General features: G+C 31.9%; 14 protein-coding genes and 2 pseudogenes. 7 read left to right on the top strand and 9 right to left on the bottom strand.

Annotated features, from left to right (window positions below; all coding sequences use genetic code 11):
- Nucleotide 1 precedes the first annotated feature (1 nt).
- Both AAGD29_RS02950 and AAGD29_RS02945 read left to right on the top strand, forming a co-directional pair.
- Nucleotides 2-736 (top strand): sugar phosphate nucleotidyltransferase, encoded by a 735-nt coding sequence (locus AAGD29_RS02950; protein WP_341758457.1) that lies wholly within the window; start codon nucleotides 2-4, stop codon nucleotides 734-736.
- Nucleotides 737-775: 39 nt separating this feature from the next.
- On the top strand, nucleotides 776-1,225 hold the full coding sequence (locus AAGD29_RS02945) for a hypothetical protein (protein WP_341758456.1): 450 nt from the start codon (nucleotides 776-778) through the stop codon (nucleotides 1,223-1,225).
- Here AAGD29_RS02945 and AAGD29_RS02940 read toward each other — a convergent pair.
- Nucleotides 1,205-1,870, bottom strand: a complete 666-nt coding sequence (locus AAGD29_RS02940) for an HD domain-containing protein (RefSeq protein ID WP_341758455.1) — start codon at nucleotides 1,868-1,870, stop codon at nucleotides 1,205-1,207. The genes AAGD29_RS02945 and AAGD29_RS02940 overlap by 21 nt on opposite strands.
- A gap of 120 nt (nucleotides 1,871-1,990) precedes the next feature.
- Here AAGD29_RS02940 and AAGD29_RS02935 point away from each other — a divergent pair.
- Nucleotides 1,991-2,754, top strand: a protein-coding gene (locus AAGD29_RS02935) for an IS5 family transposase (protein WP_341757317.1) whose coding sequence is annotated in 2 segments (ribosomal slippage) — nucleotides 1,991-2,323 and nucleotides 2,326-2,754 — 762 coding nt in all. Because the reading frame shifts where the segments join, the coding sequence is not laid out codon by codon here.
- A gap of 39 nt (nucleotides 2,755-2,793) precedes the next feature.
- Here the strand turns inward: AAGD29_RS02935 and AAGD29_RS02930 are convergent.
- Together AAGD29_RS02930 and AAGD29_RS02925 are read right to left on the bottom strand one after the other, a co-directional pair.
- Entirely contained in the window at nucleotides 2,794-3,117 is a 324-nt protein-coding gene (locus AAGD29_RS02930; RefSeq protein WP_341758454.1) for a hypothetical protein, read from the bottom strand.
- A gap of 301 nt (nucleotides 3,118-3,418) precedes the next feature.
- Nucleotides 3,419-4,267, bottom strand: coding sequence for a DsbA family protein (locus AAGD29_RS02925; RefSeq protein ID WP_341758453.1), 849 nt, complete (start codon nucleotides 4,265-4,267; stop codon nucleotides 3,419-3,421).
- Between the two features lie 427 nt (nucleotides 4,268-4,694).
- Between AAGD29_RS02925 and AAGD29_RS02920 the strand changes: the two genes are divergently transcribed.
- From AAGD29_RS02920 to AAGD29_RS02905, 4 genes are all read left to right on the top strand, one after another.
- Nucleotides 4,695-6,443: a hypothetical protein gene (locus AAGD29_RS02920; protein ID WP_341758452.1), complete on the top strand. Its 1,749-nt coding sequence runs from the start codon at nucleotides 4,695-4,697 to the stop codon at nucleotides 6,441-6,443.
- 116 nt (nucleotides 6,444-6,559) lie between these two features.
- A complete protein-coding gene (locus AAGD29_RS02915; RefSeq protein WP_341758451.1) occupies nucleotides 6,560-7,456 on the top strand; it encodes a DUF2608 domain-containing protein in 897 nt (298 codons plus the stop codon).
- Nucleotides 7,440-8,273, top strand: coding sequence for a DUF2608 domain-containing protein (locus tag AAGD29_RS02910; protein WP_341758450.1), 834 nt, complete (start codon nucleotides 7,440-7,442; stop codon nucleotides 8,271-8,273). The genes AAGD29_RS02915 and AAGD29_RS02910 overlap by 17 nt, the downstream gene beginning before the upstream one ends.
- Before the next feature lie 17 nt (nucleotides 8,274-8,290).
- Nucleotides 8,291-9,052 (top strand): 3'(2'),5'-bisphosphate nucleotidase CysQ, encoded by a 762-nt coding sequence (locus tag AAGD29_RS02905; protein WP_341758449.1) that lies wholly within the window; start codon nucleotides 8,291-8,293, stop codon nucleotides 9,050-9,052.
- A 382-nt stretch (nucleotides 9,053-9,434) separates the two neighbouring features.
- On the opposite strand, the gene AAGD29_RS02900 is transcribed toward AAGD29_RS02905, so the two are convergent.
- The 6 genes and pseudogenes from AAGD29_RS02900 to ssb form a co-directional block, all read right to left on the bottom strand.
- On the bottom strand, nucleotides 9,435-9,983 hold the full coding sequence (locus AAGD29_RS02900) for a GNAT family protein (protein ID WP_341753480.1): 549 nt from the start codon (nucleotides 9,981-9,983) through the stop codon (nucleotides 9,435-9,437).
- Nucleotides 9,976-10,131, bottom strand: a pseudogene (locus tag AAGD29_RS02895) (7-cyano-7-deazaguanine synthase); the annotation flags it as partial. The gene AAGD29_RS02900 and the pseudogene AAGD29_RS02895, both read right to left, overlap by 8 nt.
- Before the next feature lie 24 nt (nucleotides 10,132-10,155).
- A complete protein-coding gene (locus tag AAGD29_RS02890) occupies nucleotides 10,156-11,262 on the bottom strand; it encodes an ISAs1 family transposase (RefSeq protein ID WP_341758448.1) in 1,107 nt (368 codons plus the stop codon).
- A gap of 310 nt (nucleotides 11,263-11,572) precedes the next feature.
- Nucleotides 11,573-12,142 (bottom strand): annotated as a pseudogene (gene queC, locus AAGD29_RS02885) (7-cyano-7-deazaguanine synthase QueC); the annotation flags it as partial.
- 438 nt (nucleotides 12,143-12,580) lie between these two features.
- Complete coding sequence (locus tag AAGD29_RS02880) at nucleotides 12,581-13,429, bottom strand: alpha/beta hydrolase (RefSeq protein ID WP_341758447.1); 849 nt, start codon at nucleotides 13,427-13,429, stop codon at nucleotides 12,581-12,583.
- Complete coding sequence (gene ssb, locus AAGD29_RS02875) at nucleotides 13,410-13,859, bottom strand: single-stranded DNA-binding protein (protein ID WP_341753485.1); 450 nt, start codon at nucleotides 13,857-13,859, stop codon at nucleotides 13,410-13,412. Before ssb ends, AAGD29_RS02880 begins: the two co-directional genes overlap by 20 nt.
- Between the last annotated feature and the right edge of the window lie 14 nt (nucleotides 13,860-13,873).

Below are 13,873 nucleotides of genomic sequence, written 5' to 3'. Positions count from 1 at the left end.
TATGGACTGCCAAATTATTGTTCTAGCTGCTGGTAATGGTAGAAGAATGGAATCTTCGTTACCAAAAGTAATGCACGAAGTTGGTGGTAGACCTATGCTTGATAGGGTGCTAACAAATGCCAAGAAAGTGACTAACGATGTTATCTTAGTTCACTCATTGCAATTAGAAGAATATATTTCTTCTTATAAAGAGGTTTGTAAATTTGCATTGCAGCTAGAACGATTGGGTACTGCTCATGCGGTATATACTGCTTTAGACTTAGTTGATGACAATAAAATTGTAGCAGTGCTTTACGGAGATAATCCTTTAATCACCGCAAATATTATTAATGATTTACTAGACCACCTAGTTTCTACAAATTCAGCCATTACAACGTTATGCTTTAGACGTGATAACCCCGGGCAATATGGACGAATAGTTACTGATGAACTAGGAAATTTTTTAAAAATTGTGGAATTTAAAGAAGCAACGAATGAAGAACAAGCTATAACAATTTGTAATTCTGGTATTATGGCTTTTGAAGCTGGTATATTAAAAAAATATCTACCTACTATTTTTTTAGGTGAGGTTGATAGATCAAAAGAGTTGTATTTGACCGTACTTGTAAAAATAGCTAAGGATAGTGGAGAAAAAGTATCATATTTGCTATCTTCAGACCACGACATAGTGCTTGGAGTAAATACTAAACAGGAGCTAGAAGAAGCTAATAAAACTATTGCTAAGTTAATGGGCTAGGTGATACACACAAAATTCTTCAACGTCATTGCAAGTATAATGGAGCTGTTAACCACATTAATATTATGTTATTTAAGTTTAAAAGTATATCCATTATTAATCATCAAAATTACACTGCTAATATTTTCTATTTTCATGATATTTTGTCCGTATTTATTGAATAATGTTAATTCTCCTGATCAGTTATTTTTTATTCAATTTTTTATAGTTTTATGGAAACAATGCTTAAACTCTGCTACTCCTATTTGTTTAAAAAGCTTTCCTATATTTAAACGTTTTACTTGTGCCAGCATAACATTTGCTTTATCTCGTGCTTTAATGTATGTTATTAGTGCTTTTGGTTTTGTCTACCTTGTTGAATGTTTTGGCAATTGGGGAATATGGTTTATTATGATTCCTATAATCATTGGTTTTACTTACGGATTATTGCATTTTGAAAACCTGACGAAAATAGCTAAAATCATCCACTCAGAAAACTTTATAGTCTAGAGCCGGTATGGAGTTAATAGGCAAATTTTTGTAACATAGATTTATTAATTGTTGCTCGGCTGTTGGTATTTCTAAGTGAATACAAAGAGTTATAAAATATCCTATAGTTTCCTTAACTATCTTCAGTGCCTTTTCCGGTGATTTAGCTCCTAGAGTTTGTAAGTTGTGAATGCGATCAAAAATTTTAATCAATGCTACATCATATTTTTCTTGTTGAACTAATAAATCTAAAATCTCTTTGGAGCTAATTTTGCCATAAGGCTTGGTTCTTGTTAGAGCTTCCACTTGGCTAGCAATGGTACTCCCAAAAATTTGAGCAATCATCTCTTCGGTAAGTGTTGTGTCTTCAACAGTATCGTGCAGTAAACTGGTAACGATCATGTTAGTGTTAAACAATTGGTGAACTTCTTGAGCTGTATAGCTAGCAAACATATAAGCTACTTCAATCGGGTGTGAGTAATATGGTTCACCCGATTGCCGCATTTGACTACCATGATATTTCTTAGCATAATAGAGAGCTTTGATAATTTCTCTGATATCTACTGGGTGAGCTACTTTTTCATTGAGTAAAATCAATTTACTAAGTAATTTAGCAGAATATTCGCAAGATTTAAACTTGATCTGCCAATTGTCAATATCTTCCATGAAATGCCTCCCCATTATTTTGATTGTACATTAAATTAAACTAGGGTGTGTCATCAATTAAGTTGACAGGAGCGTTTATTTGTTGTGTAATAGAGAAAAAATTAAGGATAAATTTTCTCTATGCGTCGATATGCTCTACGTGACGATCAATGGGATCGGATTAAAGATAAGCTACCTGGAAGGGAAGAGTCTGTTGGTGTAACAGCCAAGGATAATCGCCTATTTGTAGAAGCAGTCTTGTATCGATATAGGGCTGGTATACCTTGGAGAGACCTACCTGAACGTTTTGGAGATTTTCGAGTGATTCACCTACGTCATTCAAGGTGGAGCAAGACAGGTGTGTGGAAAAAGGTTTTTGAGATGCTGGCTGAAGATGCTGATAACGAGTATGCCATGATTGATTCAACCATTGTTAGGGCTCATCAACATAGTGCCGGTGCTAAAAAAAAGAGTTAGATGATGACCAAGCAATTGGACGAGGTAAAGGGGGGCTGAGTACTAAAATCCATGCCACATGTGATGCTCTAGGGAATCCAACGGGATTCCATCTTACCCCGGGTCAAGCTCATGATTTGCAAGGATCTGATGTTTTGATGAATGAATTGACGAAAGCGGATGCTGTACTTGCTGATAAGGCTTATGATGCCGATGTACGTATGCGAGATAAGCTGAAAGATAAGGGATGTATAGCTGTGATTCCCCCAAAGAAGAATCGTGTGAATCCAGCTAAGTATGATAAGGACCTATATAAAGCTAGGCATTTGATTGAGAACTTTTTTGCAAAATTGAAGCAATATAGAGCTATTGCAACACGATATGACAAAACATCTCAGAACTTTTTGGGTGCTGTTTATATGGCTTCCATGGTAATTTGGCTCAATTGATGACACACCCTAATATTGCCAATAATTTTATTATATTTTTTAAGAATCTTTTTGGAATTGATGGCAAAGATTTTCAATTGCCTGCTCATAAGCAACGAGTTCTGATATAGTCCAATTAAACTGGTTAAAAATATCATAGGCTTCATTTATTTCAGTATTAATAGTAACTGTATTAAGTCTCTCCTCATCAAATAACTTTCTTAATTTTTCTTCCTGCGTTTTTTTATATGCCTCATGGTTGGCTATGCCAAATTCGGCTATATTATGCATCCTTCTAGTCCGTATTTGTATTTCTATGTTATAGTTATAGATATCAGCTATAACTATGAGATGCAAAGAACGGTAACCATTATCCTTAGACACTTAACAAAGGTATAGAAAAGAAAGTAAGAATAGGATAGAATGGTCTTAAAAAGGAGAGATATATGGATCAACGATTATATCCTATTAAGGCTGATTTTTTCCGTAAAGAAATAGACAGGAAGGGTGCTTTAGATATTCTAGATTCCGCTACCTGCGCGGGAATGACATAAAGGGAAGCAGGGACATTAGCGAGTAGGGATAAGACATAATGGCGGCGGCAGGGGGTGACATCACCTTTAACAGGAATATACTGAACCTAGTATTAACTTGTTATATCGATACTTGAAATTAAGTAAGTATATTAATTTTCGGATTTGATACTAGAGTTTTCTAACGTTTTATCAATTATCCTAGAAAGGATTTCTAAAGTATATCCATTTGTTAGTATGCCATTAACAAAAAATGCGGGTGTACCAACAAAACTTTGTGAACTAGCAGCAAGGTTAGTATTGGCAAGTAATGTTTCGACAATTTGATTATCACTAAGACATTTAGCATAAGTTTCTGCGGATACTCCACCAATTTGAGCTATATTTGTTAGTAACTCACGATATCTATTACTACTGCCCCATTTATCTTGTTGTGCTAGTATTACACTTTGGAATTTAAGAAAACTATCTAGATCATTTGGACAACGTGCTAAAATTGCTGCATCTAAATCTTGCTTATTACCGATGAATTCACGAATTATATAAGCAATTTTATTGGTATCAATATACTTCTTTTTAAGTTCAGGTAGAATTTTTTCATGATAATAAGCACAATGTGGGCAAGTTGGAGAAAAATACTCAACTACCACTACAGTTGCCTTAATATTACCAAGAACTATATCGTTTTGGCTAACATTGAAAGTTGGTTTATAAGGCATCTGTTTCAAGCTAACATCACTTATATCAGTAGAGTTAGTAGCAGAATCATCTACCGTATCTAGAGATTCTTCTGTATTAGTTGAAGTCGGACTGTCTTGAGGATTTACTATTGTGTTCCATTTATCATTGGCAAGGTTGTCATTATTTTCTTCTTGTGGAGCTTTTTCCTGAGTCACTTCAGCCTTATTATCAGGTTGCTCGTTTTTATTATTAGATTTATCACTTTCTTCCGAACATGATATTAACAATAATGAAATTATAATGATAAGGATATTATGCATAAGTTTGGATATAGTTTTAAGTTAAATTAAATACTTTACTCTTCAGGATTTTATATTTCTTATGAGAAGTCCTTATAAAAATAAGGTTTTACTGGTGTTTAAGCAATAAAAATTTTACTTTTCGTAACAAAATAACTAATTTGTATACTATAAATATTTTTTCTAATAAATGCAAAAATACTATTAGTTAAAATAAAAATATTGTTATAATAATTTGAACCCCCGCATAACTTTCGAGTAATGTGGGCTTTTATATAGCTAACCCGAAAAACCCCAAGAAGTGAGAAATATATTTGGATACCATGATGATACTGATATAATGCTTGATGGAAGCATGAAATTGGTATACATCCGTATAATTTATGTTCCGATTTAGTTAATTGATTCTCCTCCCTAGATACTGAATAACACGATAAGAAAATTAATTATGAAAGATTTTAATACTAAGGTTATTAGTAAGTATGCAGAAAGATTAAAAGGCTGTTTTGTCTCTTTAAGCTCTGAATGCATCGTGTCTTACAAGTATCCTAGTACTTTAAAAAGGTCTTTGCGTACTTTTAATATTATAAAGATTCTACAACAGAATAGTGATTTGCTTGATTATCTTAGTCTAGATAGTCAAAAGAACTTGCTTTCTGTTCTTGAGCATTATGGACCTCTCTCTATTGAGGCGTTAAAGCAACAAAAATATCAAATGGAAGAGGTAACAAATTTTGTTACTTCTCTTAATCAACTGGTTGATTGCTTAAAAAGTTCTTCCACTTTATATCATGAAGAAAATAATAAGGCACTAAAACCAGTAATGGATTTAGCTAGAAACTTTGTACAGCATTGTTGTATATTAATAACTGAAGATGTTAAAAATCAAGATGTTATAAATAATCTACAGGCGACTGCAATTGTTTTGAATTTAGATAATTTATCGCTTGAGCAACAAAATCTACTTTTAGATCAATTGTTGCTCATTAAAGAATTATGGCAGATTGATTCTACCATTGACATAAAGAAAGAATCTGTTCCATTGTTATTTCATGCCAGTATATTATTAACACTGAAAGAAGAGAACACAGTAGATTACAGATACATTTTTAAAAAAATTACTAATTTTTTAATAGATGATCACAATGTATTGATGGAGTTAACCAATGCTAAGTTAATTTGCTTATATAATAGGCTAAAAGATTTATGTATTAAATCTCAGACTATAAACCATATTTTGCTAAGAATACATGATGAGTCAAAATTTAGGAAGAGTTTCAGTAAACTTAATAATTCAGGGTATGAGCTTTCAGTATTATTTGAAAATTATAATGCAATAATACATCAGATAGAAAATGCAGAGTTCGCTATAATAGAAAGATTTTTACTCAAGCAAAATGTCTTTATGCATGAAATTTTAATTAATATTACAAAGCATATAGATGCTATCAGGATACTCAATATAACAGAAGATTCTGATCTGAATTATATACTAGCTCAGATTAGAAAAAGGTTAACTCAAAATATCCAAAGTGGTCATACTATTTCTTTAATGATTTCTTCTATTGAGTCTAAATTTTCTGCAAAACTTGAAGTTAAAATTATCAAACGATATGCTTCTTTAGATAGTTTTACTAAAAATGCTTTAAAAACTAGGTATCAGTTGCTATTTAAAAATATTACTTCATTATTAAAAAAAGATCTAAATTATGCAGAGTTTGTACAACAGGTAATAACATGTAAAATCGCAGCTGATTATAAGATAAATAGCAATGTTACTTCAGTTAAAACGTTAAGACTAATTGAACAAGAAAGGTTAGAAGTAAAAAAACAATTATGTGAAATAAATTTTGTAGAAATTTTTAGTGACAAATATTTAAATAAAACATCTAGTTTAAGTTTTAAAAAACATGTCAGGAGAACTAGTACAACAACTCCTTCAGGTTATGTTACGATAATTATTAGAATATTACTAACAAATTTTAGTGTTGAACAGCTTCAACTTTTATCACAATTTTTAATGAATGGTAATCTAACTACAATTCGAACAATCGTTCAACAAGAGTTGGTTATGCAAGTTAAAAAACGCACCACTATAAGTAAAATAATATATTATGTATTTACCAGAAAGAAAAATGAACTTACCATGCTCAATAATATCAAGAGAATTCTAAATGAATATACTAACCTCAATTAACCCACATTTGGGATAAGAATTAATAATTGAAGATTTTAAAAACGATGACCTACGCATGACATAAAAAGATGTAGGGCAACTACTTTTGCTATAAACAAAAAATAAGAGCAATTTCTATGCTAATTAAAAGAATTAAATTTAAAACATATAAACTCATTGCTTACATAATATTACTATTGCCTTTAATAGCAAATGGTAAGATTGTTGATACTGATAGTTTAGACCAAATAAATAAGGACTATGAAGAATTATGCAATAATTATTCCCCTAAAGATATCTTAATGGTTTTGGGTAGAGAAAAAGTTATATTCAAATCATTTTTCCCCCCCATTATCCAATTGAATAAAAATGAATTATCTAAGCTACAGGAAATATTCAAATCAGTTAGACCATCAAAGGATACTTATTTTGATACAATACTGCTTACAGAGTATAAAAATGAGTTATTAGATGTCAATTTTCCTAATTTTATAAAGAATATAATGGATAAAGGTAGCCCCGTAATTGTGAGTGATCATGGTTTAACTGGTAACTTTAACAATATAAAGAAGCTAGAAATATGGGAGGCTGAGTATTTAAAGAAATTTAATATTGATTTGTCCAATAGTTTCCCACAACATAATTATCTTATTTTTAATGATATGAAGCCTTTTGATAATACTTATCCGACGTTTTATCAGGGTATATTGAGTAGTAATAATAATGCTTCATTTCAGTTGATATTAAATTTTTTAATAGAAGTGAAGTTTATGCCAAAAGTTTTAATAATGGTTGATGGAAATTCCAATGAGTTGACCGCAATGGAAAGTCAACTAAGAAATTATGACGATAATGTGATGTTTATTGGTTATAATTATAAATTATCTGACCAAAAAGAATCAATATTCAATTCTCGTGATTTAAAAAAATCACTTAATGAATTGGTTAATAAGGTAAATGCAGTAAAAAGAAGCAATGGCAAAATCAAAGTTAAGAATCAAGAGAGTGTAAATCCGTATGATAATAAAAAATAACTTTTTATTAAAATTATTGTTAATTTTAATCATGTTACCATATACAGGTTATGCAATAATGATTCCCACTTATTCTATAGATTCTGTTACGGTAAAAAATTTACTTGAAAAAATTGATGCATCTAGCTTAGTGCTAATCAATATTGATGATACAATAGTCACGCCTAAGTCTAAGATGTTTCGTTATGCTAATCCTTATAGAGGGTTTGTTGAAGAGTTGGCAAGTTTGGCAAAATATCATTCTAATATGGATGAGATAATTGCTAAGTTGTTATTGCAAAGACAAGTTATGTTAGTAGAAGCTAGTTGGTCAAAATTTATCGATAAACTGAAAAGTTCAGGGGCTTTGGTTTTTGGGTTTACTAAAATTAACCCAGCATGTAGACTGATTAAAAATTATGAGGAATGGCAATATGAGCAGCTAAGTAGACTCGGTATTAAATTTACTGATAAAGTTAATAATAAAGAAATATTAAAATTTGATGAAACTGATAAAAGGTCACCAATTTTTCATAAAGGTATAATATTTACCGACTATCTAAATAAAGCTCAGGCACTACGTGAGTTTATGAGTATCACAAATATTTTACCTAATAACATTATAATCTTTGAGAATAAAAAAAGTGAATTAGATAACATAGATAATTTTCTAAGAACAATTGATCTAGATTGTTATGGGGTAGAATATTTAGCCGTTACAGAATTACAAGGCACTCCACAGGAGGATATAGTGAAATTTCAACAGGAAATATTATTAAAAACAGGAAAGTGGTTAGAAGATGATGAGGCTAAACAATTTATAACAAATAACAAATAGCAAATGATGAATAATAAATGATGCTTAATTTAATTAAGTCTTTAAAAAGTTTAATTACTGAAGCTGGTGGGATTGCTCTAATTAGAAGAGATTTAGGGTTAATAGTTTCTTATAAAGATGATAATTCTCCTGTGACAAATGCTGATAAGGAAATTAGTAGCTTTATATATAATGGTTTAAAGGACCTAGCACCTAATATTCCTGTAATTTGTGAAGAAAGAGATATAATTGCTTTGAATGGCAATCAATTTTGGTTGATTGATCCGATTGATGGTACAAAAAGTTATATAAAAGGTGAGGATACGTATACAGTAAATATTGCATTGATAAAAAATGGTATGCCTATTATTGGTTTTATCTATCAACCATCCGTGCAAAAATTACATTATACAGATGCTAATAATGCTTTAAGAATTGAACAAAATGGCGTAGAAACAAGCTTTGATGCCCTACCTAAAACTCATTATAGGGCTGTTGTTAGCTCACGTCCGTCAAATTCAGATACCAAGAAATTCCTAAAGAAACATCTAATTACTGAGATAGTTACTATACCAAGTTCAATTAAATTATGTTTAGTAGCAGAAGGAAAGGCAGATATTTATCCCAAGTTTGGTCCAACTATGGAATGGGATATTGCAGCGGGACATGCGTTAATTAAAGCTAGTGGTGGAAATATTGTGGATCTAGATGGAAATGAATTAGTTTATCAAAAGAAGAACTTCCAAAATCCTCATTTCTATGCCTATAGTCGATATTTCCCTATCTTTACTTCGTTTTGATATTGATTTATAACCTCAAGTATTGATGTAATAAATTAATAGTAGGGTAATCATCGCCAGTAGGGGTGATGTCACCCCTGCCGCCATTATGTCATCCCAACGAAAGCTGGGATCTAAAAAGGTTGAGTAGTCTTCTTGGCAATTTTTAGACCCCTGCCTACGCAGGGGTGACATCCAAGGTGCAGGGACACCCTAGACTATTAAACCGATGTCTTACCTCAAGGTGATTTGTTTTAGGTTAAAAATATCAGAAACCTACAGCACCATAGTACCCTACATTTTTCTATAATCGTCATCGCGTCGCCGCTTTCAGCGACTCCTCGCTAATAGACGATCAGCAGCCATTTTAATAGTGGTTATATAAAAAATGTAGGGTACTATGCTACAGCACTCTAGCGTAAATATAATAATCCCTATGTACTCCTTGAACAATTTCATATTTTTTAAGCAACCCCTCTTTGACAAAATTACATCGTTCCAAAACATTAATTGAACGTATATTGTCATTTATTACAGTAGCTTGGGTTCGAACAATACCAGCATATTCTATAAATCTTAAAATAGCTTTGATAGATTTTAGCATAATTCCTTTACCCCAAAATGCAGGATCAAGATCGTAGCTTATTTCTGCTTTGAGGTGCATTGTAGAAACAGTATTAAACCCAGCCGTACCTATAAGTTTATTATTATCTTTAAGGGAAATACCCCAGTAAAATCCTCTCTGGTGATGAAATAAGCTAGACCAATATTTTAGTTCATCAGCAGCTTGTGGGATAGTTGATGGACTGTTGCTATCTGTCAAGAAAGGGAGCATCTCTAATTTACTCATATAACCAAAATAGTCTTCTGAATCATCACTAGTTAATTCTCTCAGCACTATGTTGTCTAGGTCTAACATAGGAAATTGATGGTATATAGAACGATTAAGCATATGTAGAAGCGAATTTACTTTTATAGTTAATTGGATCAATGGTATTATTTTCTTCAAAGGCCTTAAGTCTAAGTAAGCAGGCATGACATGTCCCACAAGATAACCCATTATATGGGTCATAACAAGAAATTGTTTTGGAGTAATCTACCAGGGCGATTTAAAAGTCGCAACTTTAAGTTGTCATAACCTTAAATAGTTTGTGTCTATAATTATTAAAATTTTCTCTGGTTTCAGTAATTTTGTTTGAAAATAAAGTTATTACAGAAATAGTTATTGTCCGGAGTAATGACATTACCAAGGGAGCCTTTCCTATACTTATAGTTGACTTATCTTCCCCAAAAACTGTATCTTTGACCCAATTTAAATTATTTTCACATGACCAATGATTCTTATTGAACTTTAGCAAGCTCTTTGGATTAAACTCGCTTCCGAGACTTGTTATTATAAACACATTCTCTTGTTCATAGCTATTAGTTTTATTTTTCTTATCTCGCTCTCGGCTAATTTTACATATTTGTTTGATGTGCCGAAAGCCGTTCAGATATTCAAATGGCATATCAATTACCTCAATTTTTCTTCTCTCTATTCTCCCATGTTGTAAATCGGTATTTTCTTCAAAACTCCTGACTTCTTGCCCTTTTTCTGCTATTTCATCAAAAACTTTGCTGCTATAATAATGCAAATTAGGTTCATTACTTTTCAGAGTAAAAGCAAATTCTCCTTCTTGTTTAACAACTTCTTCACATATATCTTCATGACAAAATGATGCATCTGCTGTCACAATTTTTCCCTTAATATCGTATTCTGATAAAAACTCTAGCATAGAACCATACTCGTTTTTATTTTCTATTTCTATAAAGCCAGTAATAGCTTTAAGCTGGCTACTAAACCCAGTCAAAATTTGCCTTTGCTCTTCTTTCCCATGGCTATTGCTACCACACAGGGTTTTTCCATCAATATGAATAACATCATAACCTATGTTCTTAACTTGGCATATATATTGGATTAGTTCTAATATCACTTCCCTTAAACTCTCTGGAGAAATTTTACGGATAATTAGTGTTAAATTACTATAGCAAAGTGCTTTATTCCTATTAAAACCTAACATTACCAATTCTTTTGGGCTAAAACTTTTAGCAAATCTAGAAATAGATTTTAAATTATTTCTATTACTTAATAAACCTACTACTATAAGTTTTATAACACTCGCTGCACTATATCTCTTACCACGAGCTTTTCTAAAATCTTTGACTTTTTCTAGAGATAAAGATATACTCATAATGCTCCGTTATTTATAGTTGAAAAATCTTTAACGGAGTACTTATACTATTATCATCTATTATATTCTAGATTTTTCTTTACTTTCATCTAATTTTTTAAAAATTTTTAATCGTTCTACATATTAGCCAGAAATAATTAACGTTCAGGCTACAATCCTTGCAATATAATCATTACAACGGCAAAATATTATCCAAACTTTTCAAGCTTATACCAAATATTCTTACTACAATTCTATCACTTTCCCTTCTAAACCCAAGCTAATATTAGATTATAACTCCAACAGATATTTAATCTTTAGTTGCGACTTTTAAATCGCCCTGGTAATCTACTCCTAATTCTAGGCCGGTTTTAATAATTTGCCCTTTTGTCATATTTATTAAGGGAGCATGAATGGTAATTCGTGTACCCAATACTCCTACCGCAGTTGCAAGATTAGCAAGCTTCTCAAAAGCGTCTAGGTACTCTGGACGGCAATCTGGGTAATTAGCATAATCAGTTGCGTGTACCCCCATAAAAATATCAAAGGCTCCTATTATTTCACTAAATCCCAAAGCATAACTTAAAAATATAGTATTACGTGCTGGTACATAAGTGACTGGTATATTATCCTCTAAATCACTATGGGCTTTATATTTTGGTACTTCTATGGCATCATCAGTAAGAGCTGATCCGCCAAAGCTACGTAAATCAATATTTACAATTTTATGTTGTTTGATATTATAGTCCTTAACTAACTCTTTAACTTTCTCAAGTTCAATATTATTATGTTGAGAATAGTTAAAACTTATTGCATGAATTTCATAATTCATTTTTTCTATCATTGCTAGTACTGTGGCTGAATCTGCACCGCCACTAACTAAAGCTACTGCCTTCTGCATAAAAATCTCCCATGATTAATCTCAATTTGTTATAAAGAAAAATGCACTCTTGAAGCGATTCTACGAGTGCATTTTAACTTTTTTCATTATTCGATATGTGATTTTAATTATTAAAATCACATATCGAATGGAATGTTATATTTTAACAATCAGACACTGAACCACTTCAAACCTGATTGTTTCTATATCACGGAAGTTCGATGTAATACCATTTCCCATTATTAACTACGCTATTTAGCTCTACAGTGTAGTACTAATGTCAAAACGATGTCATCCCAGCGAAAGCTGGGATCTAATAATGTTTAATAGTCTTTTAGGCTATTTTTTTAGATTCCCGCCTACGCGGGAATGACAGCTTTGGGTAGTAACTACAACTGTAGTATTAGCGTAGTTAATAATGGGAAATGGTATAACTTGTTACATCGAATTCAGGTTATTTTACGCCCCAATTTTCTTGTTATACCCACAGGTAAGATTAATTTTTAGCACATCCTGCCACACCTTATCCCAATTTTTGGTATGAGTAATATTAGGGAAAATCTTTTGCTGTATACAATCTGAAGAACTAGCTTTTATATAGCCCTGCATAATTTTACTCGGTACTATTGCATCCTTAGCTCCCGAAAGATGTAATTGCGGAATATTGCTAATTTTTATGGCATAATCTATGGGGTTTAATGACTCCTTTAACGCATATATCCCATGATGTTTACTGAAATTCTCAATATCAAGATTACCTGCTATAGTTATTATATCTTTAATATGCTTATTTCTTGCTGCAACCAAAACAGCAACTCCACCACCTCCGGAAAAACCAACCAAACTAGCTGGTTTACCATTACTTATACTATTTATTACTATGTTTGTTGATTCTATAACCTCCTTGGCAAGTCTTTTATCTGTCCAATAGATTTGACTGCAATTGGGGTTAAGTTCTACTGGCGTATATTGGCACGGACGAGCTATATAAACTATATTAGGTCTAGTATCAAGAGCTGCAAGCTTAAGCAACATAATCTTGGAAGGGGTTGGATTGCTAGAAACTGCGTAACGTCCTATACTAATGCTACCATCACCCTCAATATAAAATACGTAAGGGCTATCTTTATCTGAAACACGTTGGTAAGTTGTAATAACAAAATCGCCAGCCTTAACTAGTTTTTTCTCAAAGTTGTTTATTGAGGCTACTTTATCTGCCTCCTCAATCCTACTATCTATAGATGAAACACATGCAGAAAACAACAGGGATATAGAAAGTAGAACAATTTTAAAAAGGTATTTCATCATCTAGATCACTATGGTCAAAGTTACTATTACCAACTGTGCTTTTTGGTACAATAGAATCTAGGGAGTTAGTCCCACTACCTTTAGAGTCTAACAATATAAATTGTGAATTAAAATTTTGTAATACTATTTCTGTTGTATATTTTTCTTGTCCAAGGTTATCCACCCATTTTCTAGTTTGTAAATTACCTTCTAAATAAACTTTAGTGCCTTTCTTGGCATAATTCTTTACAACAGACACCAAACCTTCATTAAATACTACTATTCTATGCCATTCGGTTTTTTCTTTCTTCTCTCCAGTAGCACGGTCTTTCCAAGTCTCAGAAGTAGCAATACTGAAACTTGCTATCTCTTTACCATCAGCCGTGTGCCTAATTTCTGGATCACGCCCTAAATTACCTATTAATACTGCCTTATTTAAACTACCAGCCACAGATCATTACCTAT

This window comes from Candidatus Tisiphia endosymbiont of Ditula angustiorana (assembly GCF_964026425.1).
Classification (GTDB): domain Bacteria; phylum Pseudomonadota; class Alphaproteobacteria; order Rickettsiales; family Rickettsiaceae; genus Tisiphia.
Note: the sequence above shows the minus strand (reverse complement) of the source record. Positions and strands in the feature narration are given on the sequence as shown.

Excerpts from the sequence above, each read along its gene's own strand:
- AAGD29_RS02950 (WP_341758457.1), top strand. The coding sequence starts at position 2 with ATGGACTGCCAAATTATTGTTCTAGCTGCTGGTAATGGTAGAAGAATG.
- AAGD29_RS02945 (WP_341758456.1), top strand. The coding sequence starts at position 776 with ATGGAGCTGTTAACCACATTAATATTATGTTATTTAAGTTTAAAAGTA.
- AAGD29_RS02940 (WP_341758455.1), bottom strand. The coding sequence starts at position 1,870 with ATGGAAGATATTGACAATTGGCAGATCAAGTTTAAATCTTGCGAATAT.
- AAGD29_RS02925 (WP_341758453.1), bottom strand. The coding sequence starts at position 4,267 with ATGCATAATATCCTTATCATTATAATTTCATTATTGTTAATATCATGT.
- AAGD29_RS02920 (WP_341758452.1), top strand. The coding sequence starts at position 4,695 with ATGAAAGATTTTAATACTAAGGTTATTAGTAAGTATGCAGAAAGATTA.
- AAGD29_RS02915 (WP_341758451.1), top strand. The coding sequence starts at position 6,560 with ATGCTAATTAAAAGAATTAAATTTAAAACATATAAACTCATTGCTTAC.
- AAGD29_RS02910 (WP_341758450.1), top strand. The coding sequence starts at position 7,440 with ATGATAATAAAAAATAACTTTTTATTAAAATTATTGTTAATTTTAATC.
- AAGD29_RS02905 (WP_341758449.1), top strand. The coding sequence starts at position 8,291 with ATGATGCTTAATTTAATTAAGTCTTTAAAAAGTTTAATTACTGAAGCT.
- AAGD29_RS02900 (WP_341753480.1), bottom strand. The coding sequence starts at position 9,983 with ATGCTTAATCGTTCTATATACCATCAATTTCCTATGTTAGACCTAGAC.
- AAGD29_RS02890 (WP_341758448.1), bottom strand. The coding sequence starts at position 11,262 with ATGAGTATATCTTTATCTCTAGAAAAAGTCAAAGATTTTAGAAAAGCT.
- AAGD29_RS02880 (WP_341758447.1), bottom strand. The coding sequence starts at position 13,429 with ATGATGAAATACCTTTTTAAAATTGTTCTACTTTCTATATCCCTGTTG.